Annotated in this window: 29 protein-coding genes; all 29 read right to left on the bottom strand. The window is 68.2% G+C overall.

The features are described 5' to 3' along the window. Positions 1-116 precede the first annotated feature (116 nt). The 29 genes from rplO to rpoB all read right to left on the bottom strand — a co-directional run bounded on the left by rplO (position 117) and on the right by rpoB (position 23789). Positions 117-560: a 50S ribosomal protein L15 gene (rplO, locus tag SM447_RS11720; protein ID WP_164447881.1), complete on the bottom strand. Its 444-nt coding sequence runs from the start codon at positions 558-560 to the stop codon at positions 117-119. After that, positions 560-742: a 50S ribosomal protein L30 gene (rpmD, locus tag SM447_RS11715; protein WP_145815467.1), complete on the bottom strand. Its 183-nt coding sequence runs from the start codon at positions 740-742 to the stop codon at positions 560-562. Before rpmD ends, rplO begins: the two co-directional genes overlap by 1 nt. Then, on the bottom strand, positions 742-1356 hold the full coding sequence (gene rpsE / locus SM447_RS11710; RefSeq protein WP_474572752.1) for a 30S ribosomal protein S5: 615 nt from the start codon (positions 1354-1356) through the stop codon (positions 742-744). Before rpsE ends, rpmD begins: the two co-directional genes overlap by 1 nt. Positions 1357-1390: 34 nt before the next feature. Beyond that, positions 1391-1780, bottom strand: a complete 390-nt coding sequence (gene rplR, locus SM447_RS11705) for a 50S ribosomal protein L18 (protein ID WP_474572751.1) — start codon at positions 1778-1780, stop codon at positions 1391-1393. Continuing rightward, complete coding sequence (gene rplF / locus SM447_RS11700; protein WP_474572750.1) at positions 1777-2319, bottom strand: 50S ribosomal protein L6; 543 nt, start codon at positions 2317-2319, stop codon at positions 1777-1779. Before rplF ends, rplR begins: the two co-directional genes overlap by 4 nt. 16 nt (positions 2320-2335) lie before the next feature. Continuing rightward, positions 2336-2743, bottom strand: a complete 408-nt coding sequence (gene rpsH / locus SM447_RS11695) for a 30S ribosomal protein S8 (RefSeq protein ID WP_018784557.1) — start codon at positions 2741-2743, stop codon at positions 2336-2338. 96 nt (positions 2744-2839) lie between these two features. Next, entirely contained in the window at positions 2840-3025 is a 186-nt protein-coding gene (locus SM447_RS11690) for a type Z 30S ribosomal protein S14 (protein ID WP_007073023.1), read from the bottom strand. Between the two features lies 1 nt (position 3026). Next, positions 3027-3596 (bottom strand): 50S ribosomal protein L5, encoded by a 570-nt coding sequence (rplE, locus tag SM447_RS11685; protein WP_474572749.1) that lies wholly within the window; start codon positions 3594-3596, stop codon positions 3027-3029. Beyond that, positions 3596-3916 carry a 50S ribosomal protein L24 gene (gene rplX, locus SM447_RS11680; protein WP_170863408.1) on the bottom strand — a complete coding sequence of 107 codons (321 nt, stop codon included), beginning with the start codon at positions 3914-3916 and terminating at the stop codon, positions 3596-3598. The genes rplE and rplX overlap by 1 nt, the downstream gene beginning before the upstream one ends. Further along, the gene (rplN, locus tag SM447_RS11675) at positions 3913-4281 is read right to left on the bottom strand and encodes a 50S ribosomal protein L14 (protein ID WP_007073026.1); all 369 of its coding nucleotides are present in this window, start codon (positions 4279-4281) and stop codon (positions 3913-3915) included. Before rplN ends, rplX begins: the two co-directional genes overlap by 4 nt. Before the next feature lie 95 nt (positions 4282-4376). Next, positions 4377-4652: a 30S ribosomal protein S17 gene (gene rpsQ / locus SM447_RS11670; RefSeq protein ID WP_363918425.1), complete on the bottom strand. Its 276-nt coding sequence runs from the start codon at positions 4650-4652 to the stop codon at positions 4377-4379. Further along, positions 4649-4885 (bottom strand): 50S ribosomal protein L29, encoded by a 237-nt coding sequence (gene rpmC / locus SM447_RS11665; protein WP_076466662.1) that lies wholly within the window; start codon positions 4883-4885, stop codon positions 4649-4651. Before rpmC ends, rpsQ begins: the two co-directional genes overlap by 4 nt. Then, the gene (gene rplP / locus SM447_RS11660; protein ID WP_007465292.1) at positions 4885-5310 is read right to left on the bottom strand and encodes a 50S ribosomal protein L16; all 426 of its coding nucleotides are present in this window, start codon (positions 5308-5310) and stop codon (positions 4885-4887) included. The genes rpmC and rplP overlap by 1 nt, the downstream gene beginning before the upstream one ends. 3 nt (positions 5311-5313) lie before the next feature. Continuing rightward, positions 5314-6195, bottom strand: coding sequence for a 30S ribosomal protein S3 (gene rpsC, locus SM447_RS11655; RefSeq protein ID WP_474572748.1), 882 nt, complete (start codon positions 6193-6195; stop codon positions 5314-5316). Next, positions 6195-6650, bottom strand: a complete 456-nt coding sequence (gene rplV / locus SM447_RS11650; protein WP_164447883.1) for a 50S ribosomal protein L22 — start codon at positions 6648-6650, stop codon at positions 6195-6197. The genes rpsC and rplV overlap by 1 nt, the downstream gene beginning before the upstream one ends. 40 nt (positions 6651-6690) lie before the next feature. Next, positions 6691-6972 (bottom strand): 30S ribosomal protein S19, encoded by a 282-nt coding sequence (gene rpsS, locus SM447_RS11645; protein WP_013735950.1) that lies wholly within the window; start codon positions 6970-6972, stop codon positions 6691-6693. Positions 6973-6984: 12 nt separating this feature from the next. Further along, positions 6985-7824 carry a 50S ribosomal protein L2 gene (gene rplB / locus SM447_RS11640; protein WP_099849595.1) on the bottom strand — a complete coding sequence of 280 codons (840 nt, stop codon included), beginning with the start codon at positions 7822-7824 and terminating at the stop codon, positions 6985-6987. 12 nt (positions 7825-7836) lie between these two features. After that, complete coding sequence (gene rplW, locus SM447_RS11635; protein WP_309222489.1) at positions 7837-8139, bottom strand: 50S ribosomal protein L23; 303 nt, start codon at positions 8137-8139, stop codon at positions 7837-7839. Then, positions 8136-8786, bottom strand: coding sequence for a 50S ribosomal protein L4 (gene rplD, locus SM447_RS11630; RefSeq protein WP_474572747.1), 651 nt, complete (start codon positions 8784-8786; stop codon positions 8136-8138). Before rplD ends, rplW begins: the two co-directional genes overlap by 4 nt. Further along, the gene (gene rplC / locus SM447_RS11625; protein ID WP_474572746.1) at positions 8783-9448 is read right to left on the bottom strand and encodes a 50S ribosomal protein L3; all 666 of its coding nucleotides are present in this window, start codon (positions 9446-9448) and stop codon (positions 8783-8785) included. Before rplC ends, rplD begins: the two co-directional genes overlap by 4 nt. Before the next feature lie 11 nt (positions 9449-9459). Beyond that, positions 9460-9768 carry a 30S ribosomal protein S10 gene (gene rpsJ / locus SM447_RS11620; RefSeq protein WP_007073037.1) on the bottom strand — a complete coding sequence of 103 codons (309 nt, stop codon included), beginning with the start codon at positions 9766-9768 and terminating at the stop codon, positions 9460-9462. Between the two features lie 349 nt (positions 9769-10117). Next, positions 10118-11311: an elongation factor Tu gene (gene tuf, locus SM447_RS11615; protein WP_102658909.1), complete on the bottom strand. Its 1194-nt coding sequence runs from the start codon at positions 11309-11311 to the stop codon at positions 10118-10120. Between the two features lie 215 nt (positions 11312-11526). Next, on the bottom strand, positions 11527-13623 hold the full coding sequence (gene fusA, locus SM447_RS11610; RefSeq protein WP_474572745.1) for an elongation factor G: 2097 nt from the start codon (positions 13621-13623) through the stop codon (positions 11527-11529). Positions 13624-13697: 74 nt separating this feature from the next. Continuing rightward, positions 13698-14168, bottom strand: a complete 471-nt coding sequence (rpsG, locus tag SM447_RS11605) for a 30S ribosomal protein S7 (RefSeq protein WP_155214544.1) — start codon at positions 14166-14168, stop codon at positions 13698-13700. A 1-nt stretch (position 14169) separates the two neighbouring features. Next, positions 14170-14544 (bottom strand): 30S ribosomal protein S12, encoded by a 375-nt coding sequence (rpsL, locus tag SM447_RS11600; protein ID WP_013735958.1) that lies wholly within the window; start codon positions 14542-14544, stop codon positions 14170-14172. 477 nt (positions 14545-15021) lie between these two features. Continuing rightward, complete coding sequence (locus tag SM447_RS11595) at positions 15022-15393, bottom strand: hypothetical protein (RefSeq protein WP_474572824.1); 372 nt, start codon at positions 15391-15393, stop codon at positions 15022-15024. 427 nt (positions 15394-15820) lie between these two features. Then, complete coding sequence (locus tag SM447_RS11590) at positions 15821-16186, bottom strand: hypothetical protein (protein ID WP_474572744.1); 366 nt, start codon at positions 16184-16186, stop codon at positions 15821-15823. A gap of 156 nt (positions 16187-16342) precedes the next feature. Next, on the bottom strand, positions 16343-20230 hold the full coding sequence (locus SM447_RS11585; protein ID WP_474572823.1) for a DNA-directed RNA polymerase subunit beta': 3888 nt from the start codon (positions 20228-20230) through the stop codon (positions 16343-16345). Between the two features lie 127 nt (positions 20231-20357). Then, positions 20358-23789: a DNA-directed RNA polymerase subunit beta gene (rpoB, locus tag SM447_RS11580; protein ID WP_474572743.1), complete on the bottom strand. Its 3432-nt coding sequence runs from the start codon at positions 23787-23789 to the stop codon at positions 20358-20360. Positions 23790-24355: the final 566 nt, after the last annotated feature.

The raw sequence follows: 24355 nt of genomic DNA, 5'->3' as shown, positions 1-24355 counted from the left end.
GGGCAGATGTGCCCGGCTACATAAACCGATTCCGATGTTACCGGGCACACAGGCCCGGTGTAGACCGTGACGCCCGCCAGCTGGGATCAACTGGCGGGCGCCATGGTCGAGCAGCACTACAGCTCGGTGACCGAGCCACCGGCGGCCGTGATCTTCTCCTTGGCCGACGCACTGAACGCGTGCGCAGACACCTGGAGCGCCACCCCGCCGAGGTCCCCGGTGCCGAGGACCTTCACCGGCTGGCCCTTGCGGACCGCGCCGGCCTCGACCAGTTCGGTCGGGCCGACCTGGCCACCGTTGGGGAACAGCTCGGCCAGGCGGTCCAGGTTGACAACCTGGAAGACCACCTTGAACTTGTTCTTGAAGCCCTTCAGCTTCGGCAGGCGCATGTGGATGGGCATCTGCCCACCCTCGAACGCCGCCGAGATGTTCTTCCGGGCCTTCGAGCCCTTGGTACCGCGACCGGCGGTCTTGCCCTTGGAACCCTCACCGCGACCCACACGGGTCTTCGCGGTCTTGGCACCCGGCGCCGGACGCAGGTGGTGCACCTTGATCGTCATTACTCGACCTCCTCGACCTTCACGAGGTGGTTGACCGCGAAGATCATGCCGCGAATCTCGGGCCGGTCCTCCTTGACCACCACGTCGTTGATCCGCTTGAGACCGAGCGAACGCAGCGACTCACGCTGGTTGCGCTTGGTCCCGATCTCCGAACGGACCTGGGTGACCTTGAGACGTGCCATCAGGAGGCCACCTCCGCCCGCGAGGCGAGCATGGCCGCCGGCGCGACGTCCTCCACCGGCAGGCCCCGCCGCGCGGCGACAGCCTCCGGGGACTCCAGCCCCTTCAGCGCCGCCACCGTGGCGTGCACGATGTTGATCGGGTTGGACGACCCGAGGCTCTTGGAGAGCACGTCGTGGATGCCCGCGCACTCCAGCACGGCACGGACCGGACCGCCGGCGATGACACCCGTACCGGCCGAGGCCGGCTTGAGCAGCACCACACCGGCCGCGTCCTCACCCGTCACCGGGTGCGGGATCGACTGACCGATCCGCGGCACCTTGAAGAAGTGCTTCTTGGCCTCCTCGACGCCCTTGGCGATCGCCGCGGGCACCTCCTTGGCCTTTCCGTAGCCCACGCCGACGGTGCCGTCGCCGTCGCCCACGATCACCAGGGCGGTGAAGCTGAAGCGACGACCACCCTTCACGACCTTGGCGACGCGGTTGATCGCGACGACCCGCTCGAGGTGCGGGGTCTTCTCGGCGGGCGCGTTTCCGCGGCCGCCCTCACGGCGGTTGTCGCGGCGACCACCCTCGTTGCCACCGGACCCGCCGCCACGGCGCTGTTGACCTGGCATCAGCAGCCTTCCTTCTCTCTCGTGACGGGGATTGTCAGAACTCGAGCCCGGCTTCGCGGGCGGCGTCGGCGAGCGCGGCGACCCGCCCCGCGTACCGGTTGCCGCCGCGGTCGAAGACGACCTTGGAGATACCAGCGGCCTTGGCCCGCTCGGCCAGCAGGGTGCCGACCTTGCCGGCCAGGGCGCTCTTGTCGCCCTCCGTGCCGCGCACCGAGGCGTCCAGGGTCGAGGCCGACGCCAGGGTGTGCCCCTTGGTGTCGTCCACGATCTGGGCGACGATGTGCCGCAGCGAACGGGTGACCACCAGGCGGGGACGCTCGGCGGTACCGCTGATGGTCTTGCGCACTCGGAAGTGCCGCCGCGCCCGCCCGACGGCACGCTTGGCGGCGACGCCGCGGCGGCGCTTGAGCAGCGTGGCGCTCACTTCTTACCTGCCTTTCCGGCCTTGCGGCGGATGACTTCGCCCTGGTACTTCACGCCCTTGCCCTTGTAGGGCTCCGGCGGGCGGATCTTCCGGATGTTGGCGGCGACCTCACCGACGAGTTGCTTGTCGATGCCGGCCACGTGGAACAGGGTCGGCCGCTCCACCGTGAAGGTGATGCCGTCCGGGGCCTGCACCAGCACCGGGTGCGAGAACCCGAGCGCGAACTCCAGGTCCTTGCCCTTGGCGGTGACCCGGTAACCGGTGCCGGCGATCTCCAGGCTCTTACGGTAGCCCTCGGTGACCCCGACGATCATGTTGGCAACCAGGGTACGGCTCAGGCCGTGCAGTTCCTTGGCCTTGCGCTCGTCGTTCGGGCGACTGACGCTCAGCTGCCCGTCCTCGGCCCGCTCGATGGTGATCGGCTCGGCCAGGGTGTGCGACAGCTCGCCCTTGGGGCCCTTGACCTTGACGGTCCGGCCGTCGATCGTCACGTCGACTCCGGATGGCACCGGGATCGACTTACGTCCAATACGCGACATTTCTACCTGTCTCCCGTTACCAGACGAAGGCGAGGACTTCCCCGCCAACGCTCCGCTTGCGGGCCTGCCGGTCGGTGAGCAGTCCCTGGGACGTCGAAATGATCGCCACGCCCAGCCCACCGAGCACCCGGGGGAGCCCGTCCGACTTGGCGTACACCCGCAGACCGGGCTTGGAGACGCGCTTGATACCGGCCAGGCTCCGCTCCCGGTTCTGGCCGTACTTCAGCTCGACGACCAGTCGCTTGCCGACGGCACCCTCCTCGGGTTCCTCGACCGACCAGGTGGCGATGTAACCCTCGGACTTGAGGACCTCGGCGATGTTCGCCTTGATCTTCGAGTACGGCATCGTCACCCGGTCGTGGTACGCCTGGTTGGCGTTACGCAGACGCGTGAGCATGTCTGCGATCGGGTCGGTCATCGTCATGAAAACTCGTCAACCTTTCTCGCCGGGGTTCCCGCGGCTGGCGCAGGCCTACGGCGAAGAGACAGTCCAGCTGACGCGCCGGAGCGCGCCGGGCTATTACCAGGAAGCCTTGGACACGCCGGGCAGCTCACCGCGGTGGGCCATCTCCCGGATGCACACCCGGCAGAGCCCGAACTTGCGGTAGACCGCCTTGGGACGCCCGCACCGCTGGCAGCGGGTGTACGCGCGAACCGAGAACTTCGGCTTCGCGGCCGCCTTGAGGATCAGCGCCTTCTTGGCCATCTCAGTTCTCCTTGAACGGGAAGCCCAGGAGCTTCAGCAGCGCCCGGCCCTCGTCGTCGGTCGTGGCGGTCGTGACCACCGTGATGTCCATGCCCCGCTGGCGATCGATCTTGTCTTGGTCGATCTCGTGGAACACCGACTGCTCGGTCAGACCGAACGTGTAGTTGCCGTGCCCGTCGAGCTTGCGCCCGTCGAGGCCGCGGAAGTCGCGGATACGCGGCAGCGCGATGGACAGCAGCCGGTCCAGGAACTCCCACATCCGGTCGCCGCGCAGGGTCACCTTCGCGCCGATCGGCATGCCCTCCCGCAGCTTGAACTGCGCGATGGACTTCGTCGCCCGCCGGACCTGCGGCTTCTGACCGGTGATGGTGGCCAGGTCGCGGACCGCACCGTCGATGAGCTTGGCGTCCCGGGCGGCCTCGCCCACACCCATGTTCACGACGATCTTGACCAGGCGCGGCACCTGCATCGGGTTGCCGTAGTCGTACTGCTCGCGCAGCTGCGCCACGATCTCGTTGCGGTACCGCTCCTTGAGGCGCGGCATCGTCTTGGTTTCGGTAGCCGTGGTCATCACAGGTCCTTACCGGTGCTACGCGCGATGCGGACCTTCTGGCCGTTTTCGTCGATCCGGTAGCCGACGCGGGTCGGCTTGCCGTCGGAGTCCACGACCATCACGTTCGAGACGTGGATCGGGGCCTCCTGGGTGACGATGCCACCGGTCTTGGCGCCACGCTGGGTGGTGCTGATGCGGGTGTGCTTCTTGATCCGGTTCACGCCCTCGACCAGGACCTTGTCCTGCCGCGGGTAGGCCGCGATGACCTTGCCCTTGGCGCCCTTGTCCTTGCCGGCGATGACGACGACCGTGTCGCCCTTCTTGACCTTCACGGTCACAACACCTCCGGCGCGAGAGAAATGATCTTCATGAACCGCTTGTCCCGCAGCTCACGACCGACCGGGCCGAAGATGCGGGTACCGCGCGGGTCCCCACCGTCCTTGATGATGACGGCGGCGTTCTCGTCGAAGCGGATGTACGAGCCGTCCGGCCGCCGCTTCTCCTTGGCGGTGCGGACGACGACGGCCTTGACCACGTCGCCCTTCTTCACACCGGCACCCGGGATCGCGTCCTTGACGGTGGCCACGATGACGTCGCCGATGCTCGCGTAGCGCCGACCGGAGCCACCGAGAACCCGGATGCACAGGATCTCCCGGGCACCCGTGTTGTCGGCGACGCGCAGTCGCGACTCCTGCTGAATCACGTCTATCTCCTATGTCTGCCGGTTCTCCGGCCGCCGGGGCGGCCGGAGCCTGGCGGAACCTGCGCCCGACCGTCTCGGCCGAGCTCGAGCCTTCGCTACTTGGCCTTCTCGAGGATCTCCACGAGCCGCCACCGCTTGGTGGCGGAGAGCGGCCGGGTCTCCATGATCAGCACCCGGTCGCCGATGCCGGCGGAGTTCTGCTCGTCGTGGACCTTCAGCTTGCTGGTGCGGCGCATGATCTTGCCGTACAGCGCGTGCTTGACCCGGTCCTCGACCTCGACGACGACGGTCTTTTCCATCTTGTCGCTGACCACGAGGCCCTCACGGACCTTGCGGCGGCCGCGCGTGGCGGTGGTGGTGTTCTCGCTCATCCTGCAGTCACCTCAGTCGGCGCGGCCGAGAGCCCCAGCTCACGCTCACGCATGATCGTGTAGATCCGGGCGATCTCCCGACGGATGACCTGCAACCGCCGGTTGTTGTCCAGCTGCCCGGTTGCGGCCTGCACGCGGAGGTTGAACAGCTCCGCCTTGGCCTCGCGCAGCTTCGTGACCAGCTCCTCCTCGGAGAGCTCACGCAGCTCGGAGGCCTTAACGCCCGCTGCCATCAGGATTCACCCACTTCGCGCGTCACAATGCGGCACTTCATCGGGAGCTTGTGGATCGCGCGACGCATCGCCTCTCGCGCGATCTGCTCGTTGGGGAAGGACATCTCGAAGAGCACCCGCCCCGGCTTCACGTTGGCGACCCACCACTCGGGCGAGCCCTTACCGGAACCCATCCGGGTTTCCGCCGGCTTCTTGGTGAGGGCCTGGTCCGGGAAGATGGTGATCCAGACCTTGCCGCCACGCTTGATGTGGCGGGTCATCGCGATACGCGCCGACTCGATCTGCCGGTTGGTCACGTACGCCGGCTCCAGAGCCTGGATCCCGAACTCCCCGAACACCACCCGGTTGCCGCCCTTGGACGCGCCACTGCGGTCCGGGTGGTGCGGCTTGCGGAAGCCCTTCGGGGGCTTGCGCGGCATCAGCATCTGTCAGCCCTCCTGCTGCGTTTCTGCCGGCTGAGCGGCGCTGGTACCGGCTGCGGCCGACGCCACAGCCCCTGCGTCCACCGGCTCGCCACTCGGCGTCTCGGCCTGCTGCGCGACGGTCGTCGCGGCGGCCCGGCCGGCCTCGGTGCCGCCGGAGGTCGTGCCGGACGAACCCGACCGACCACGGCGCGGCCGCTCGGGGCGGTCACCGCGCTCCCGGCGCGGGCGCGACGGTGCCTCGGCCGGGGTCTCCCGACCCGGCACCGCGTCGCCCTTGTAGATCCAGACCTTCACGCCGATCCGGCCGAAGGTGGTACGGGCCTCGAAGAAGCCGTACTCGATGTTGGCCCGCAGCGTGTGCAGCGGAACCCGACCCTCGCGGTAGAACTCCGTGCGGCTCATCTCGGCGCCGCCGAGGCGACCCGAGACCTGCACCCGGATGCCCTTGCACATCGGGTTCTTCATCGCCGACTGCATCGCCTTGCGCATCGCGCGACGGAAGCTGACCCGGCTGGAGAGCTGCTCGGCCACGCCCTGGGCGACCAGCTGCGCGTCCGACTCGGGGTTCTTCACCTCGATGATGTTCAGCTGTACCTGCTTGCCGGTGAGCTTCTCCAGCTCGCCACGGATCCGGTCGGCCTCCGCGCCCTTACGGCCGATGACGATGCCCGGCCGCGCGGTGTGGATGTCGACGCGGACCCGGTCGCGGGTGCGCTCGATGTCAACCTTGGAGATGCCGGCGCGCTCCAGCCCCTTGGACATCATCCGGCGGATCTTGACATCCTCGCCGATGTAGTCCTTGTAGAGCTTGTCCGCGAACCAGCGGGACTTCCAGTCGGTCGAGATGCCGAGCCGGAACCCGTGCGGGTGAACCTTCTGACCCATTACTCGGCGCCCTCCGTGTTGCTCTGCGTCTCGGCCGGCGCGGTCTGCTTCGCCGGAGCCGCCTTGTTCGCCGACTTCCTCGGCGCGGCCGGCGCGACCGCTTCGACCGCCACGGTGATGTGGCAGGTGCGCTTGCGGATCCGGTACGCCCGGCCCTGCGCCCGCGGCTGGAACCGCTTCATCGTCGGGCCCTCGTCCACGAACGCCTCGCTGACGAGCAGCGCGTCGGGGTCCAGCCGCTCGTTGTTCTCCGCGTTGGCGATCGCGCTCGCGAGCACCTTGTACACCTGCTCGCTCGCAGCCTGCGGCGCGAACTGCAGCACCGTGAGCGCCTCCTTCGCGGGCAGGCCGCGGACGAGGTTGACCACCCGGCGCGCCTTCATCGGCGAGATGCGCACGTACCGCGCAACCGCCCGCGCGCCCGGAAGCACCGGAGCGTCGCCCTTTCCTGGCATCGCTGTAACCCCTTGATCCTCTATCCGTATGCCCGCGGCGTCAGCGCCGGCGGCTCTTCCGGTCGTCCTTCTCGTGACCCTTGAACGTGCGGGTCAGCGCGAACTCGCCGAGCTTGTGCCCGACCATCGCCTCCGTCACGAACACCGGGACGTGCTTGCGTCCGTCGTGCACGGCGATCGTGTGCCCGAGCATCTCCGGGATGATCGTCGAGCGCCGCGACCAGGTCTTGATGACGTTCTTCGAGCCCTTCTCGTTCTGCGTCTCCACCTTCTTGAGCAGGTGGTCGTCGATGAACGGGCCCTTCTTCAGGCTGCGAGGCATGTCTTATCTCCCTCAGCCGCGCTTACGCGTGGCGTAGCGGCGGCGGACGATCAGCCGGTCACTCGGCTGGCCCTTACGACGGGTGCGGCCCTCGGGCTTACCCTGCGGGTTGACCGGGTGGCGACCACCGGAGGTCTTGCCCTCACCACCACCGTGCGGGTGGTCGACCGGGTTCATGGCGACACCACGGACGGTCGGGCGCTTGCCCTTCCAGCGCATCCGGCCGGCCTTACCCCAGTTGATGTTCGACTGGTCGGCGTTGCCGATCTCACCGATGCTGGCCCGGCAGCGCACGTCGACCCGCCGGATCTCGCCGGACGGCATGCGCAGGGTCGCGTAGGCGCCCTCCCGGCCGAGCAGCTGGATACCGACGCCGGCCGAGCGGGCCAGCTTGGCACCGCCACCCGGACGCAGCTCCACGTTGTGGATCGTGGTACCGACCGGGATGTTGCGCAGCGGCAGGTTGTTGCCCGGCTTGATGTCGGCGCTCGGCCCCGACTCGACCGCGTCGCCCTGCTTCAGGTCCTTCGGCGCGATGATGTAACGCTTCTCGCCGTCGGCGTAGTGCAGCAGCGCGATCCGCGCGGTGCGGTTCGGGTCGTACTCGATGTGCGCGACCTTGGCCGGCACACCGTCCTTGTCGACCCGCTTGAAGTCGATGATCCGGTACTGACGCTTGTGACCGCCGCCCTGGTGACGAGCGGTGATCCGGCCGTGGACGTTCCGGCCGCCCTTCTTGGGCAGCGGAGCCAGCAGCGACTTCTCGGGCGTCGACCGGGTGATCTCGGCGAAGTCGGCGACACTCGAGCCACGCCGGCCCGGCGTCGTCGGCTTGTACTTACGGATAGCCATTGTCTACACCCCTCAGCTGACCGGGCCGCCGAAGGCCTCGATGCGGTCGCCCTCAGCCAGCTTCACCATCGCCCGCTTGGTGTCCTTGCGCTTGCCGAACCCGGTACGGGTCCGCTTGCGCTTGCCCTCGCGGTTGAGCGTGTTGACCGTCAGGACACGGACGTTGAAGATCTGCTCGATAGCGATCTTGATCGCCGTCTTGTTCGCGTCCGGGTGCACCAGGAAGGTGTACCAGTTGCGGTTCAGCTCGCTGTAGCTCTTCTCCGAGACGACCGGCGCGATGATGATGTCGCGCGGATCGGCGATCGTGCTCACTTGCCACCCTCCTCGGTGGTCTCGGCCGGCACGCCCAGGAACTCGTCCAGGGCCTCCTTGGTGAAGACCACGTCGTCGGCCACCAGCACGTCGTACGTGTTGAGCTGGCCGGCCTCGATCAGGTGCACCCGCGGCTCGTTGCGCAGCGACACCCAGTTCAGCTCGTCGACGCTGCTCAGCACGACCAGCACCCGGCGGGCGGTGGTCAGCTTGGCGAGCGTGGCCAGGGCGGCCTTGGTCGACGGCTTCTCGCCCGAGACGAACGCCTCGACGACGTGCACCTGCCCGGCGCGCGCCCGGTCCGACAGGGCGCCACGCAGCGCGGCGGCCTTCATCTTCTTCGGGGTGCGCTGGCTGTAGTCGCGCGGCACCGGGCCGTGGACCACACCACCGCCGGCGAACTGCGGCGCGCGGATCGAGCCCTGCCGGGCCCGACCGGTGCCCTTCTGCTTGTAGGGCTTCTTGCCGCCGCCAGCGACCTCGCCCCGGGTCTTGGTCTTGTGGGTGCCCTGCCGAGCGGCCGCGAGCTGCGCCACGACGACCTGGTGCATCAGCGCGATGTTGGCCTGCGCGTCGAAGATGTCGGCGGGCAGCTCGACCGAGCCGGTCTTGGTGCCCTCGGAGTTCAGGACGTCAACGGTGGTCACTTGGCCGCACCGCCCTTCTTCGCCTTGGCCTTGGCCGCGGTACGGACCAGGACCAGCGCGCCCTTGGGGCCAGGGATGGCGCCACGGACGAGCAGGAGGTTGTTCTCGGTGTCGACCGCCTGAACGGTCAGGTTCTGCACGGTGTAGCGCACGCCACCCATGCGGCCGGCCATCCGGGTGCCCTTGAAGACACGACCCGGGGTGGCGCAGGCACCGATCGAGCCCGGCGAGCGGTGCTTGCGCTCGACACCGTGGCTGGCGCGCAGACCGTGGAAGCCGTGCCGCTTCATCGGGCCGGCGTAGCCCTTGCCCTTGGTCTTGCCGGTCACGTCGACCGAGACCCCGACCGGGAACTCCTCGACCGTGATCTCCTGGCCGAGCGAGTAGTCCGCGGCGTCGGTGGTGCGCAGCTCGACGATGTGCCGGCGCGGCGCCACATCGGCCTTGGCGTAGTGCCCACGCAGCGGCTTCTTGGCCTTGCGCGGGTCGATCGTCCCGTACGCCAGCTGGACCGCGGAGTAACCGTCCTTGTCGGCGTCACGAACCTGGGTGATGACGCACGGGCCGGCCTGAACCACGGTCACCGGGACAACGCGGTTGTTGTCCCAGACCTGGGTCATGCCGAGCTTCGCGCCCAGGATCCCCTTAACTTGCCTGTCCATGTGTCCGGTCCCTACAGCTTGATCTCGATGTCGACGCCAGCCGGCAGGTCGAGGCGCATGAGCGAGTCGACCGTCTTCGGGGTCGGGTCGATGATGTCGATCAGCCGCTTGTGCGTACGCATCTCGAAGTGCTCGCGCGAGTCCTTGTACTTGTGCGGCGAGCGGATGACGCAGAAACGGTTGATCTCCGTGGGCAGCGGCACCGGGCCCGCGACCTGCGCCCCGGTACGCGTCACCGTCTCGACGATCTTCCGAGCCGAGGAGTCGACGACCTCGTGGTCATAGGCCTTGAGCCGGATGCGGATCTTCTGTCCCGCCATGGTGGCTTCTGTTCCTTCTCTCGATGCCGCTGTGTTGCGGGTGCCTGTACCGGCTGGCACAGACCCTCTTCGCCCACCCCCGCGGTCGGGCGTGTCGCGCCCTGGGGCCAGGCTCCGCCCCGGGAGACCGGAGCGATCCTGACCGCGGTGGGTCCAGGCGCCGATCGCGCTGAGGCGACCTGAACGCCGTGCGAGGGTGGTTGGCGGACGGGCCGCCAACCACCCCACGCCCGACTGCTCTGCCTACCCGGAGGTTCGGCGAAAGCCGAACACGGGCGGCGAACTGTCGTTACGCAACCTGACTAGTATGCCGCAATACCGGCGGCGGGTCTAATCGGGGTTACCCAGCTCACTTGATGATCTTGGTGACGCGACCCGCGCCGACCGTGCGGCCACCCTCCCGGATCGCGAACTTGAGGTTTTCCTCCATCGCGATGGGCTGGATCAGCTTCACGGTCATCGTGGTGTTGTCGCCAGGCATGACCATCTCGGTGCCCTCGGGGAGGGTGACGACACCGGTGACGTCCGTGGTCCGGAAGTAGAACTGCGGACGGTAGTTCTGGAAGAACGGGGTGTGCCGGCCGCCCTCCTCCTTGGAGAGGATGTAGACGGTCGCCTCGAACTCCGTGTGCGGGGTCGTGGTGCCCGGCTTGACGACCACCATGCCGCGCTCGACGTCCTCGCGCTTGATGCCGCGCAGCAGCAGACCGACGTTCTCACCCGCGCGGGCCTCGTCGAGCAGCTTGCGGAACATCTCGATGCCGGTGCAGACCGTCTTCTGCGACTTCTCGCGGATACCGACGATCTCCACCTCCTCGTTCGGCTTGAGGATGCCGCGCTCCGCGCGACCGGTGACGACGGTGCCACGACCGGTGATCGTGAAGACGTCCTCGATCGGCATCAGGAACGGCTTCTCGGTCTCGCGCTCCGGCTGCGGGATCGCGGTGTCGACGGCGTTCATCAGCTCCAGCAGGCGACCGGTCCACTCCGGGTCGCCCTCCAGGGCCTTGAGCGCCGAGACGCGCACGACCGGCAGGTCGTCGCCCGGGTACTCCTGCGACGAGAGCAGCTCACGGACCTCGAGCTCGACGAGCTCCAGCAGCTCCTCGTCGTCGACCATGTCGCTCTTGTTCAGCGCCACGACGATGTACGGCACGCCGACCTGGCGGGCCAGCAGCACGTGCTCGCGGGTCTGCGGCATCGGGCCGTCGGTCGCGGCGACCACCAGGATCGCGCCGTCCATCTGGGCGGCACCGGTGATCATGTTCTTGATGTAGTCGGCGTGACCGGGGCAGTCGACGTGCGCGTAGTGCCGCGCCTCGGTCTGGTACTCGACGTGCGCGATCGAGATCGTGATGCCGCGGGCCTTCTCCTCCGGCGCCTTGTCGATCTCGTCGAACGGCGTGTACGGGTTCAGGTCCGGGTACTGGTCGTGCAGGACCTTGGTGATGGCCGCCGTCAGCGTCGTCTTACCGTGGTCGATGTGACCAATGGTGCCGATGTTGACGTGCGGCTTAGTCCGCTCGAACTTCGCCTTCGCCACTGGTGTCCTCCTGTGGACTTCTTGGTTCGTTCGCCCCGGTGCGCCAGGTCGGCGCTTAGGACTCTGTCGACAGCCTTTCCGGCCTGACGGCCGGAGAGCTTTTGTGGGTTCTGCGGCGATGAAGCCTACAGGCCCGGAATTCACACAATCCGACCGAGGTGGCCGCGGTCGGGGAACTCCTCCCGCGACCACCGTCGGATCAGCTCAGGCGAGCGTCACTCACCCGTCGCCTTGGCGATGATCTCCTTGGCCACCGAGGCCGGAACCTCGGCGTAGGAGTCGAACTGCATGCTGTAGCTAGCCCGGCCCTGGGTCTTCGACCGCAGGTCGCCGACGTAGCCGAACATCTCCGACAACGGCACCAGGGCCCGGACGACGCGGGCGCCGCTGCGCTCCTCCATCGCCTGGATGATGCCACGGCGGGAGTTGAGGTCGCCGATGACGTCACCCATGTTCTCCTCCGGAGTGGTGACCTCAACGGCCATCATCGGCTCGAGCAGCGCGGGGTCGGCCTTGCGGGCCGCCTCCTTCATGACCATCGAGCCGGCGATCTTGAATGCCATTTCCGACGAGTCGACCTCGTGGTACTGGCCGTCCACCAGGGTGAGCTTGACACCCACCAGCGGGAACCCGGCCAGAATGCCGTACTGCATGGCGTCCTGGGCGCCGGCGTCCACCGAGGGGATGAACTCCCGGGGGATGCGGCCACCGGTGACCGCGTTGGCGAACTCGTAGGTCGGCGCGTCGTTGCCCAGCGGCAGCGGCTCCAGGGTGATGATCACCCGGGCGTACTGGCCGGAGCCACCGGTCTGCTTCTTGTGGGTGTACTCGACCTTCTCCACCTTGCGGCGGATGGTCTCGCGGTACGCCACCTGCGGCTTACCGATGTTGGCCTCGACGTTGAACTCGCGGCGCATCCGGTCCACCAGGATGTCCAGGTGCAGCTCGCCCATGCCGGAGATGACCGTCTGGCCGGTCTGGTCGTCCAGCTTGACGCGGAAGGTCGGGTCCTCCTCGGCCAGCCGCTGGATGGCGGTGCTGAGCTTCTCCTGGTCGGCCTTGGTCTTCGGCTCGATGGCCACCTCGATGACCGGCTCCGGGAAGGTCATCGACTCCAGGATCACCGGGTTCTGCGGGTCGCACAGGGTGTCACCGGTGGTGGTCTGCTTCAGGCCCTGCACCGCGATGATGTCGCCAGCCTTGGCGGAGCTGCGCTCCTCCCGCTTGTTGGCGTGCATCTGGTAGATCTTTCCGATCCGCTCCTTGCGGTCCTTGGTGGAGTTGACCACCTGGGAGCCGGACTCGAGCGTGCCGGAGTAGACCCGGACGTAGGTGAGCTTGCCGAGGTGCTTGTCGGTCTGGATCTTGAAGGCCAGACCGGAGAAGGGCTCCGACACCGACGGCTTGCGCTGCATCGGGGTCTCGCCGTCGGTCGCGGTGCCCTCGATCGCCGGGATGTCCAGCGGCGACGGCAGGTAGGCGATGACCGCGTCCAGCATCGGCTGGATGCCCTTGTTCTTGAAGGCCGTGCCGGTGAGGACCGGGTTGGCCTTGCCGCCGATGGTGGCCCGACGGATGGCGGCCTTGATCTCCTCTGCGGAGATCTCCTCGCCCTCCAGGTACTTCTCCATGACCGCGTCATCGACGTCGGCCAGGGTCTCCATCAGCTTCTCGCGCCACTCGGCGGCGGAGTCGGCCAGCTCGGCCGGGATCTCCTCGACCGCGTAGTCCTCACCCTTCTGGGTCTCGCCGCGCCAGGTGAGGGCGCGCATCTCGACCAGGTCGACCACGCCGATGAAGTCGGACTCGGCGCCGATCGGAATCTGGAGCACCAGCGGGGTGGCGTTCAGCCGGTCGATCATCATCTGCACGCAGCGGAAGAAGTCCGCGCCGGTGCGGTCGAGCTTGTTGACGAAGCACATCCGCGGGACGTTGTACTTGTCCGCCTGGCGCCAGACGTTCTCCGTCTGCGGCTCCACGCCGGCCACGCCGTCGTAGACCGCGACCGCACCGTCCAGGACCCGCAGCGACCGCTCCACCTCGACCGTGAAGTCGACGTGGCCGGGCGTGTCGATGATCTGGATCGTGTGGCCCTTCCACTCGCACTTCGTGGCGGCGGAAGTGATGGTGATACCGCGCTCCTGCTCCTGCTCCATCCAGTCCATGACGGCTGCGCCCTCGTGGACCTCACCGATCTTGTACGTGATACCGGTGTAGAACAGGATTCGCTCGGTGGTAGTGGTCTTACCGGCATCGATGTGCGCCATGATGCCGATATTGCGTACGTTGGCGAGCGCGTCTGCGGCGGCCACTTCAATCCCTACTTATCGTCGTCTCGACACAACTGGTGGCGGTCCCGGCGCCGGACGGCACCGGGACCAGGGTGTTACCAGCGGTAGTGCGCGAAGGCCTTGTTGGACTCGGCCATCTTGTGCGTGTCCTCGCGCCGCTTCACGGCGGCACCGAGGCCGTTGCTCGCGTCCAGCAGCTCGTTCATCAGCCGCTCGACCATGGTCTTCTCACGCCGCGCGCGGGCGTAGGTGACCAGCCAGCGCAGGCCCAGCGTGGTGGCCCGGGCCGGCCGGACCTCGACCGGAACCTGGTAGGTCGCGCCACCGACACGGCGGCTGCGCACCTCGAGGGTCGGCTTGACGTTGTCCATGGCGCGCTTGAGGGTGACGACCGGGTCGGTGCCGGACTTCTCCCGGCAACCCTCGAGTGCGGCGTAGACGACGCGCTCGGCGAGCTGACGCTTGCCGCGCAGCAGGATCTTGTTCACCAGCTGCGTGACCAGCGGGGAGTTGTACACCGGGTCAGCGACCAGCGGCCGCCGCGGAGCAGGTCCCTTACGCGGCATGTCAGCTCTTCTCCTTCTTCGCGCCGTAACGGCTGCGCGCCTGCTTGCGGTTACGGACGCCCTGGGTGTCCAGCGAACCGCGAACGATCTTGTAACGCACACCGGGGAGGTCCTTCACCCGGCCACCACGCACGAGCACGATCGAGTGCTCCTGCAGGTTGTGCCCGACACCCGGGATGTAGGCGGTCACCTCGACCTGGCTGCTGAGCTTGACACGAGCGACCTTGCGCAGCGCCGAGTTCGGCTTCTTCGGGGTGGTGGTGTACACCCGGGTGCACACGCCGCGCCGCTGCGGGGATCCCTTGAGCGCGGGGGTCTTGGTCTTGGTCGTCTTCGCCTGACGGCCCTTTCGGACCAACTGCTGAATGGTGGGCACCGGGTTTCTCCGCTCCCTTCGGCCGCTCGTCGCGGCCGCGCCGTCTGCCGTAGCCGATCTCGTGACCGGCTCTCCTACATTCCGACCAGGGCCACCTCGCGGAGGTCCCGGCACCCGCGGTCGGGCGTGTCGCCAAACTCACGGTTCCCAGCCCGGCGCTCGCGCGCAGACCCGGGGTTTGTCACCGGCACACGGGTCGCCGCAGGCCGGATCTTCTGGCTCAGTCGTGGTGCCGTCCGGATATCGGATCACCGGTTCCAGCGCACGCACGAGTTGCCCGGGCGGGCCCGGGCACAAGGGGAAAGAGTACCTACCACAGCCGTGCAGGTCAAAACGGGAAGGCCTGTCGGACGTCGCACCGCTCGCCCGCCGGCCCCTGTCGTACCGCCCGCCCGTGATGGGCACCTACGGATACAAGTGTACCGGCTCCACCGGAAACCGACCCGCGAGCCCCGTGGCCGACCCGGCCGGGATCGTTCAGGCGAACGCCAACAGCAGCGCCAGCCCCACGCCCACCAGACACAGCAGCAGGCCACTGCCGCCACAGATGATGCCGGCGATGGCGAGGCCACGACCGGTGAAGCGGACCGACGGCGGTGGCGCCGGGCGCCGGATCTGCCGTAGACCGAGCAGGCCGGCCACGATGGCACCCGCACCGGTGAGACCGCCCAGCGCCGCGAAGGCACCCGCCGCCCAGGCTCCGTTCACCCCTCCCCCGATGGCGCCGAAGCAGATGACCAGGATCGAGACCAGGATCGACGTGATGCCGGCCACCAGCGAGCCGACGGCCAGGCCGGAGGCCACCGGCGGCACGTCGAGGTGCACCACCGCGAACGGCGTACCGGGCACCGGCTCGACCCGCTTCGGCGGTCGGGGCCGGTCCTGCGGAGGCGGCGGGGACGGCGGCCCCCACCCCCGGCCGCCGGACTGCCAGCCCGGGGCGCCACCGTGCCAGCCCGGCGGCGAGGGCACCCCCGGCGGCGGCCCGAAGGTGGGCGGCGCGGACGGGAGGTGAGCCTGGGTCGTGTCCGGTGCTGGCGGGGCGGCCGGAGGGGCGGACTGCTCTGGTCCGGGCCCGGGCCGGGCCCATCCCGTCTCGTCGGCATCGGGGCGCCCGGCGGTGGGCTGGGCGGCTTGGCCGCCCTCGGGGCGCGCCGGTTCCGTCACGGGATCCTCCTCATCGGCAGCGTCCACGCACCGCGCGACGGACACCGGTCAGGCTACCGTCGGCGGTCAGCCCCCCGATGCCGGGCGCGAGGACGTACCGGTCGCGCGGTCAGTCGACGTTGGGAGCGAAGTCCTGTCCGTACGGCGCCTCGGCCAGCCGGACCACGCCGATCACCAGGGCCACCACCAGGCTGACCGCGACCAGCACCAGGCCCGTCCAGGCCAGCAGCTCACCCCGACGCAGCCAGGCCGCGCCGGTCAGGAAACCCCCCGAGGCGTACGCCTCCCGGCGCGCCTGCCGGGACAGGTACAGGGCCACCGTGGCCGGCACCACGCCGCCGACCAGCAGCCCGGTGAGCGCCGCCATCAGGCCGAGGGCGAAGACCGCCCGGGCCTTGGTGGCCCGGACCGGGTCCGGATCGAGCGGGTGACGCGGTGCCGACGCGGTGGGCACCGATCCGGGTGCGATCGTCATGACCACATGATGCCTCCGTCGGCCGATGTCCGCGTCGTGCTCGTGGCACGGGTCGGCCCGCCGCGCTGGACCGGTCCGCCGGCTCGCCGGGGGGTTCCCTGGACACGAGGAGGCCCCGGCGCGCAAGCGCCGGGGCCTCCCACGTCACCGTACGGACTAGCGGTACGACCCGAAGTCGAAGTCGTCCAACGGGACCGCCTGGCCACTGGCCGGCCCGAAGCCGTAGTCGGTCTCCGGGTAGCCGGTCATCGAGTAGACCTTGGCCTTCGCCTCCTCGGTCGGCTCGACCCGGACGTTGCGGTACTTGCTGATGCCGGTACCGGCCGGGATGAGCTTACCGATGATCACGTTCTCCTTGAGACCGATCAGCGAGTCGCTGCGGGCGTGGATCGCCGCGTCGGTCAGCACTCGGGTGGTCTCCTGGAAGGAGGCCGCCGAGAGCCAGGAGTCGGTGGCCAGCGAGGCCTTGGTGATACCCATCAGCACCGGGCGACCGGCGGCGGGCTCGCCGCCCTCACCGACGAGCCGGCGGTTCTCCGACTCGAACAGCGCCCGGTCGACGAGCACGCCCGGCAGGAACTCGGTCGAGCCGGAGTCGATGACCGTCACCCGCTTGAGCATCTGGCGGATGATGATCTCGATGTGCTTGTCGTGGATGAGCACACCCTGCGAGCGGTAGACCTCCTGGACCTCCTGGGTCAGGTGGACCTGAACCGCACGCGGGCCGAGGATGCGCAGCAGCTCGTGCGGGTCGATGGTGCCCTCGGTGAGCTTCTCGCCGACCTCGACGTGGTCGCCGTCGTGCGCCCGCAGCCGGACCCGCTTCGAGATCTTGTCGTAGACGATCTCGTCGCTGCCGTCGTCCGGGATCACCACGATCTTGCGCGACCGCTCGCCGTCCTCGATCCGGATCCGCCCGGGGGTGTCGGCGATCGGTGCCTTGCCCTTCGGGATCCGGGCCTCGAAGATCTCCTGGACACGCGGCAGACCCTGGGTGATGTCCTCACCCGCGACGCCACCGGTGTGGAAGGTACGCATCGTCAGCTGCGTACCCGGCTCACCGATGGACTGGGCGGCGATGATGCCGACCGCCTCACCGACGTCCACGATCTTGCCGGTCGGCAGCGAGCGGCCGTAGCACGCACCGCAGACGCCCAGCTTCGACTCGCAGGTGAGCACGCTGCGCACCCGGACGTTCTCGACCCCGGCGGCGACGATCCTGTCGACCAGGATCGAGTTGATGTCCGCGCCCCGCTCGGCGACGACGGTGCCGTCCGGCCCCTTGATGTCGTCGGCCAGGGTGCGGGCGTGCACGCTGGTCTCGGCGTGCTCGTGCACCACGAGCCGGCCGTCGAGCTGCTGGCCGACCTGCATCGGGATGGCCCGGTCGGTGCCGCAGTCCTCCTCGCGGATGATGACGTCCTGCGAGACGTCCACCAGACGCCGGGTCAGGTAACCCGAGTCGGCGGTACGCAGGGCGGTGTCCGCGAGACCCTTCCGGGCGCCGTGGGTGGAGATGAAGTACTCCAGCACGGACAGACCCTCCCGGTAGCTGGCCTTGATCGGCCGCGGGATGATCTCACCCTTCGGGTTGGCCACCAGACCACGGATCGCCGCGATCTGCCGGAGCTGGAGCAGGTTACCGCGAGCACCCGAGTTGATCATCTTCCAGAGCGGGTTCTCCTGCGGCAGCGCGGTGTCCATCTCCTTGGCGACCTCGTTGGTCGCCTTGGTCCAGATCTCGATGAGCTCGCCGCGGCGCTCCTCGGCCGTCATCAGACCACGCTGGTACTGCTTGTCGATCCGGTCGGCTTCCTTCTCGTACCGCTCCAGGATCTCCCGCTTACGCGGCGGAGCGATGACGTCCTCCATGCCGATGGTCACGCCGGACCAGGTGGCCCAGTGGAAGCCGGCCTCCTTGAGCCCGTCGAGGGTCGCCGCCAGGGCTACCTTCGGGAACCGCTCGGCGAGGTCGTTGACGATCGCGGAGAGCTGACCCTTGCGGATCTCGTAGTTAACGAACCGGTAGCCGTGCGGCAGGGTCTCGTTGAACAGCACCCGGCCGAGGGTGGTCTCCACCGTCAGCGGCTCGCCCGGGGACCAGCCCTCGGGGGCCGCCCAGGGCTGCGCGCCGGTGCCGTTGTCGACCTCGACGACGTCCCGCAGGCGGATCTTGACGGGGGCCTGCAGGTGCAGCTCACCGTTGTCGTACGCCATCCTCGCCTCGGCGTCCGAGCTGAACGCCCGGCCCTCCCCGCGCTCACCGGTGGTGAGGTGGGTCAGGTGGTAGAGCCCGATGACCATGTCCTGGGTGGGCATGGTGACCGGCTTGCCATCGGCCGGCTTGAGGATGTTGTTCGACGAGAGCATCAGGATCCGCGCCTCGGCCTGGGCCTCGGCGGAGAGCGGCACGTGCACCGCCATCTGGTCACCGTCGAAGTCCGCGTTGAACGCGGTGCAGACCAGCGGGTGGATCTGGATGGCCTTGCCCTCGACCAGCTGCGGCTCGAACGCCTGGATGCCCAGCCGGTGCAGGGTCGGTGCCCGGTTGAGCAGCACCGGGTGCTCGCCGATGACCTCTTCCAGCACGTCCCACACGACCGGCCGCTGCCGCTCGACCATCCGCTTGGCGGACTTGATGTTCTGCGCGTGGTTGAGGTCGACCAGCCGCTTCATCACGAACGGCTTGAACAGCTCCAGCGCCATCTGCTTGGGCAGCCCGCACTGGTGCAGCTTGAGCTTCGGACCGACCACGATGACCGAACGGCCGGAGTAGTCGACGCGCTTGCCCAGCAGGTTCTGGCGGAACCGGCCCTGCTTGCCCTTGAGCATGTCGGACAGCGACTTCAGCGGACGGTTACCCGGGCCGGTGACCGGCCGGCCACGTCGGCCGTTGTCGAACAGCGCGTCGACGGCCTCCTGCAGCATCCGCTTCTCGTTGTTGACGATGATCTCGGGAGCGCCGAGGTCGATCAGTCGCTTCAGCCGGTTGTTCCGGTTGATGACCCGACGGTAGAGGTCGTTCAGGTCGCTGGTGGCGAAGCGGCCACCGTCGAGCTGCACCATCGGGCGCAGGTCCGGCGGGATGACCGGCACGCAGTCCAGCACCATGCCGAGCGGCGAGTTGCGGGTGTTCTGGAACGCCGCGACCACCTTGAGCCGCTTGAGCGCCCGGATCTTCCGCTGGCCCTTGCCGGTGCGGATGGTCTCCCGCAGGTTCTCGGCCTCGGCCTCGAGGTCCATGTTCTGCACCAGGGCCTTGATCGCCTCGGCGCCCATACCACCGGTGAAGTACTCGCCGAACCGGTCGCGCAGCTCACGGTAGAGCAGCTCGTCGGTGACCAGCTGCTTCGGCTCCAGCTTGCGGAAGGTGTCCAGCACCTCGTCGAGGCGGTCGATCTCGCGCTGGGCCCGGTCGCGGATCTGGCGCATCTCGCGCTCTCCGCCCTCCTTGACCTTGCGCCGGACGTCCGCCTTCGCGCCCTCGGCCTCCAGCTCGGCCAGGTCGGTCTCGAGCTTGGCCGCCCGCTTCTCGATCTCCGAGTCGCGGCTGTTCTCCGACTGCCGCTTCTCGGCCAGGATCTCGTTCTCGATGGTCGAGAGGTCACGGTGGCGCGCTTCGGCGTCAACGCTCGTCACGACGTACGAGGCGAAGTAAATGATCTTCTCAAGGTCCTTCGGAGCGAGGTCCAGCAGGTAGCCCAGCCGGCTCGGCACGCCCTTGAAGTACCAGATGTGGGTCACCGGGGCGGCCAGCTCGATGTGGCCCATCCGCTCACGGCGGACCTTCGAGCGGGTCACCTCGACGCCGCAGCGCTCGCAGATGATGCCCTTGAACCGGACCCGCTTGTACTTACCGCAGTAGCACTCCCAGTCCCGCTGCGGACCGAAGATCTTCTCGCAGAAGAGCCCGTCCTTCTCCGGCTTGAGGGTGCGGTAGTTGATCGTCTCGGGCTTCTTGACCTCGCCGTGCGACCACTGACGAATGTCGTCCGCGGTCGCCAGCCCAATTCGCAACTCGTCGAAAAAGTTGACGTCGAGCACGTTCGATTCCCTCACACGTCGCTTGTTGCGTCAGCAGCTCACCGGGTTTGGTTTCGGGGCGGGGCGACCCACGGAGGGATCAAGCCTGACCGCCCGGAGAGGGTCGCCCCGCCCCGAAACCCCAACGTCACACCTCTTCGACCGAGCTCGGCTCGCGCCGGGACAGGTCGATACCCAGTTCCTCCGCGGCCCGGAACACCTCGTCGTCGGTCTCGCGCATCTCCAGGGCCACGCCGTCGCTGGAGAGCACCTCGACGTTGAGGCACAGCGACTGCAGCTCCTTGAGCAGCACCTTGAACGACTCCGGGATGCCCGGCTCTGGGATGTTCTCGCCCTTGACGATGGCCTCGTAGACCTTCACCCGGCCGAGAACATCGTCGGACTTGATCGTCAGCAGCTCCTGCAGGGCGTACGCGGCACCGTAGGCCTGCATCGCCCAGCACTCCATCTCGCCGAAGCGCTGACCACCGAACTGCGCCTTACCACCCAGCGGCTGCTGCGTGATCATCGAGTACGGGCCGGTCGAACGGGCGTGGATCTTGTCGTCGACCAGGTGGTTGAGCTTCAGGATGTAGATGTAACCGACCGCGATCGGATCGGGCAGCGGCTCACCGGAGCGACCGTCGAACAGCTGCGCCTTTCCAGAGGAGCCGATCAGCTGCCGACCGTCCCGGTTGGGCAGGGTCGACGCGAGCAGACCGGAGATCTCCTCCTCACGGGCACCGTCGAAGACCGGGGTGGCCACGTTGGTGTCCGGCTCGGAGGAGTCGGCGCCGATGCCCTGAAGCTGTCGCTTCCACTCGGCGTCGTCGCCCTCGACCTTCCAGCCCGTCTTGGCCACCCAGCCCAGGTGCGTCTCCAGCACCTGGCCGATGTTCATCCGGCTCGGCACACCCAACGGGTTGAGCACGATGTCGACGGGCGTGCCGTCCTCCAGGAACGGCATGTCCTCGACCGGCAGGATCTTGGAGATGACGCCCTTGTTGCCGTGCCGGCCGGCGAGCTTGTCACCGTCCTGGATCTTCCGCTTCTGCGCGACGTAGACCCGGACCAGCTCGTTGACGCCCGGCGGCAGCTCGTCGCCGTCCTCCCGGGAGAAGGTACGCACGCCGATGACCGTGCCGGTCTCGCCATGCGGCACCTTCAGAGAGGTGTCCCGGACCTCGCGCGCCTTCTCACCGAAGATGGCCCGCAGCAGCCGCTCCTCCGGGGTCAGCTCCGTCTCACCCTTGGGCGTGACCTTGCCGACCAGGATGTCGCCGGGGACGACCTCGGCACCGATCCGGATGATCCCGCGTTCGTCGAGGTCAGCGAGCATCTCCTCGCTGACGTTCGGGATGTCGCGGGTGATCTCCTCCGGGCCGAGCTTCGTGTCACGGGCGTCGACCTCGTGCTCCTCGATGTGGATCGAGGTGAGCACGTCCTGCTGCACGAGGCGCTGCGACAGGATGATCGCGTCCTCGTAGTTGTGGCCCTCCCAGGTCATGAACGCCACGAGCAGGTTTCGCCCGAGCGCCATCTCGCCCTCGTCGGTGCACGGACCGTCGGCGATGACCTGGCCGGCCTCGACCCGGTCACCCTCGAACACGACCGGCTTCTGGTTGACGCAGGAGCCGGCGTTGGACCGACGGAACTTGTGCAGCAGGTACGTCCGGCGGTGGCCGTCGTCCTGGTGGACGGTGATGTAGTCGGCGCAGAGGTCCTCGACCACGCCACCGACCTCGGCCACGACCACGTCACCGGCGTCGACGGCGGCACGGTACTCCATGCCGGTGCCGACCAGCGGGGACTCGGCCTTGACCAGCGGGACCGCCTGACGCTGCATGTTCGCGCCCATCAGGGCCCGGTTCGCGTCGTCGTGCTCGAGGAACGGGATCATCGCGGTCGCGACCGAGGTCATCTGCCGCGGCGACACGTCCATGTAGTCCACGGCGGCCGGCGGGACGTCCTCGGTCTCGCCGCCCTTACGCCGGACCAGGACGCGGTCCTCGGCGAACGAGCCGTCGGCCCGCAGCGGCGCGTTGGCCTGCGCCTTGACGAACCGGTCCTCCTCGTCCGCGGTCAGGTAGTCGATCTGGTCGGTGACCCGACCGTCGATGACCTTCCGGTACGGCGTCTCGATGAAGCCGAACGGGTTGACCCGGGCGAAGGTGGACAGCGCGCCGATCAGGCCGATGTTCGGGCCTTCCGGCGTCTCGATCGGGCACATCCGGCCGTAGTGGGACGGGTGCACGTCGCGGACCTCGAAGCCGGCCCGCTCACGGGACAGACCACCGGGGCCGAGCGCGCTCAGCCGTCGCCGGTGGGTCAGGCCCGCCAGCGGGTTGGTCTGGTCCATGAACTGGGACAACTGCGAGGTGCCGAAGAACTCCCGGATCGCGGCGACGACCGGACGGATGTTGATCAGGGTCTGCGGCGTGATCGCCTCGACGTCCTGGGTGGTCATCCGCTCGCGGACGACCCGCTCCATCCGGGACAGACCGACCCGAACCTGGTTCTGGATCAGCTCGCCCACGGTACGCAGCCGCCGGTTGCCGAAGTGGTCGATGTCGTCGGCCTCGTAGCCTTCCTCACCGGCGTGCAGCCGGCAGAGGTACTCCACGGTGGCGACGATGTCGTCCTCGGTCAGCGTGCCGGTGGTGATCGGCACGTCCAGCTCGAGCTTCTTGTTGAACTTGTACCGACCGACCTTGGCGACGTCGTACCGCTTCGGGTTGAAGAAGAGGTTGTCGAGCAGGGTCTGGGCGTTCTCGCGGGTCGGCGGCTCGCCAGGGCGCAGCTTGCGGTAGATGTCGAGCAGCGCCTCGTCCTGGCCGGCGATGTGGTCCTTCTCGAGCGTGGTCATCATCAGCTCGGACCAGCCGAACTTCTCACGGATCTGCTCGGCCGACCATCCGATGGCCTTGAGCAGCACCGTGACGGCCTGCCGGCGCTTGCGGTCGATGCGGACGCCGACCGTGTCGCGCTTGTCGATGTCGAACTCCAGCCAGGCACCCCGGCTCGGGATGACCTTGACGCTGGAGAGGTCGCGGTCGGAGGTCTTGTCCGGCTGCTTGTCGAAGTACACGCCCGGGGACCGGACGAGCTGGCTGACCACCACGCGCTCGGTGCCGTTGATGATGAAGGTGCCCTTCGGCGTCATCATCGGGAAGTCACCCATGAACACCGTCTGGCTCTTGATCTCGCCGGTGGTGTTGTTGGTGAACTCCGCGGTCACGAACAGTGGCGCACAGTAGGTGAGGTCCTTCTCCTTGCACTCCTCGATCGAGGCCTTGACCTCGTCGAAGCGCGGCGCCGAGAAGGAAAGCGACATGGTGCCGGAAAAGTCCTCAATGGGACTGATCTCGTCGAGAATTTCCGCGAGACCCGAGCGTGCGTGCGGGTCGTCCGCCGACCGGCCCTGCCAAGCCTCGTTGCCGACGAGCCAGTCGAAGGACTCGTTCTGAATGGCGAGGAGGTTGGGGACCTCGAGGTGTTCGGTGATCCGACCGAAGGAAACTCGGCGGGGAGCGAATGCGCTCGACGTACGACTGGTCTTCGCAGGGCGGGAAGCTGCCAAGATGCGTCCTTCCGAGGACCGGTGCTGCAGAACGGCTGGTACGCGTGCACTCCAATGACCCCACCAGAAAATATCCACAAACGGACATTTCCGAGCAGGGGTCAAGTCGGAAGGCAGCGCAAACTAGCAGTGTAGCCGAGAGGCTAACCGCTGTCCAGCCCACCCCGCAGGTCGTTGCGGAACGCGCCTCGGGACCCCTCGAACGGGGTCGCACCGGGCCGCTCGGAACACAACGTCCCTGCCGGGCCGCTCAGGTCTGCTGTGGCGAGTGGTGCTGCCGCTGCATTACCCACGCGGTGGCCGTCGCAAGCGCGGAAGGACTTGCTGATGCCAGCGTGCCTGGCAGCCCAGGGCCGCGTCAAGGCCCGTCGTCGCCATCGGGCGCTCTTTCCCACCGACGGGCGAGTCCACCGGCCGGTACGGAGTACCCGGAGCCGGGTTCGACGCCCTGCTCATGCCCGGTGTCGGGCGGTCCACCAACACGGCGGGGGGCGGTGCCGGGGGGGGTAGCCCCCCGCCGCCACGTTGTGTGGCCCCCCGCACCCCCGCGCCGCCGACCCCGGGAG

The organism is Micromonospora aridisoli, from assembly GCF_056150025.1.
Note: the sequence above shows the minus strand (reverse complement) of the source record. Positions and strands in the feature narration are given on the sequence as shown.

Bases quoted from the DNA above. Each gene is read 5' to 3' on its own strand.
- rpsH (WP_018784557.1), bottom strand. From the start codon at position 2,743: ATGACGATGACCGACCCGATCGCAGACATGCTCACGCGTCTGCGTAAC.
- rpsG (WP_155214544.1), bottom strand. From the start codon at position 14,168: ATGCCGCGTAAGGGACCTGCTCCGCGGCGGCCGCTGGTCGCTGACCCG.
- rplE (WP_474572749.1), bottom strand. From the start codon at position 3,596: ATGACCACGGCTACCGAAACCAAGACGATGCCGCGCCTCAAGGAGCGG.
- rplO (WP_164447881.1), bottom strand. From the start codon at position 560: ATGACGATCAAGGTGCACCACCTGCGTCCGGCGCCGGGTGCCAAGACC.
- rplC (WP_474572746.1), bottom strand. From the start codon at position 9,448: ATGGACAGGCAAGTTAAGGGGATCCTGGGCGCGAAGCTCGGCATGACC.
- rplV (WP_164447883.1), bottom strand. From the start codon at position 6,650: ATGCCAGGAAAGGGCGACGCTCCGGTGCTTCCGGGCGCGCGGGCGGTT.
- rpmD (WP_145815467.1), bottom strand. From the start codon at position 742: ATGGCACGTCTCAAGGTCACCCAGGTCCGTTCGGAGATCGGGACCAAG.
- rpsJ (WP_007073037.1), bottom strand. From the start codon at position 9,768: ATGGCGGGACAGAAGATCCGCATCCGGCTCAAGGCCTATGACCACGAG.
- rpsS (WP_013735950.1), bottom strand. From the start codon at position 6,972: ATGCCTCGCAGCCTGAAGAAGGGCCCGTTCATCGACGACCACCTGCTC.
- rplB (WP_099849595.1), bottom strand. From the start codon at position 7,824: ATGGCTATCCGTAAGTACAAGCCGACGACGCCGGGCCGGCGTGGCTCG.
- rplF (WP_474572750.1), bottom strand. From the start codon at position 2,319: ATGTCGCGTATTGGACGTAAGTCGATCCCGGTGCCATCCGGAGTCGAC.
- SM447_RS11690 (WP_007073023.1), bottom strand. From the start codon at position 3,025: ATGGCCAAGAAGGCGCTGATCCTCAAGGCGGCCGCGAAGCCGAAGTTC.
- rpsC (WP_474572748.1), bottom strand. From the start codon at position 6,195: ATGGGTCAGAAGGTTCACCCGCACGGGTTCCGGCTCGGCATCTCGACC.
- rplP (WP_007465292.1), bottom strand. From the start codon at position 5,310: ATGCTGATGCCGCGCAAGCCCCCGAAGGGCTTCCGCAAGCCGCACCAC.
- rpmC (WP_076466662.1), bottom strand. From the start codon at position 4,885: ATGGCAGCGGGCGTTAAGGCCTCCGAGCTGCGTGAGCTCTCCGAGGAG.
- SM447_RS11590 (WP_474572744.1), bottom strand. From the start codon at position 16,186: ATGACGATCGCACCCGGATCGGTGCCCACCGCGTCGGCACCGCGTCAC.
- rpsE (WP_474572752.1), bottom strand. From the start codon at position 1,356: ATGCCAGGTCAACAGCGCCGTGGCGGCGGGTCCGGTGGCAACGAGGGT.
- rpsQ (WP_363918425.1), bottom strand. From the start codon at position 4,652: ATGAGCGAGAACACCACCACCGCCACGCGCGGCCGCCGCAAGGTCCGT.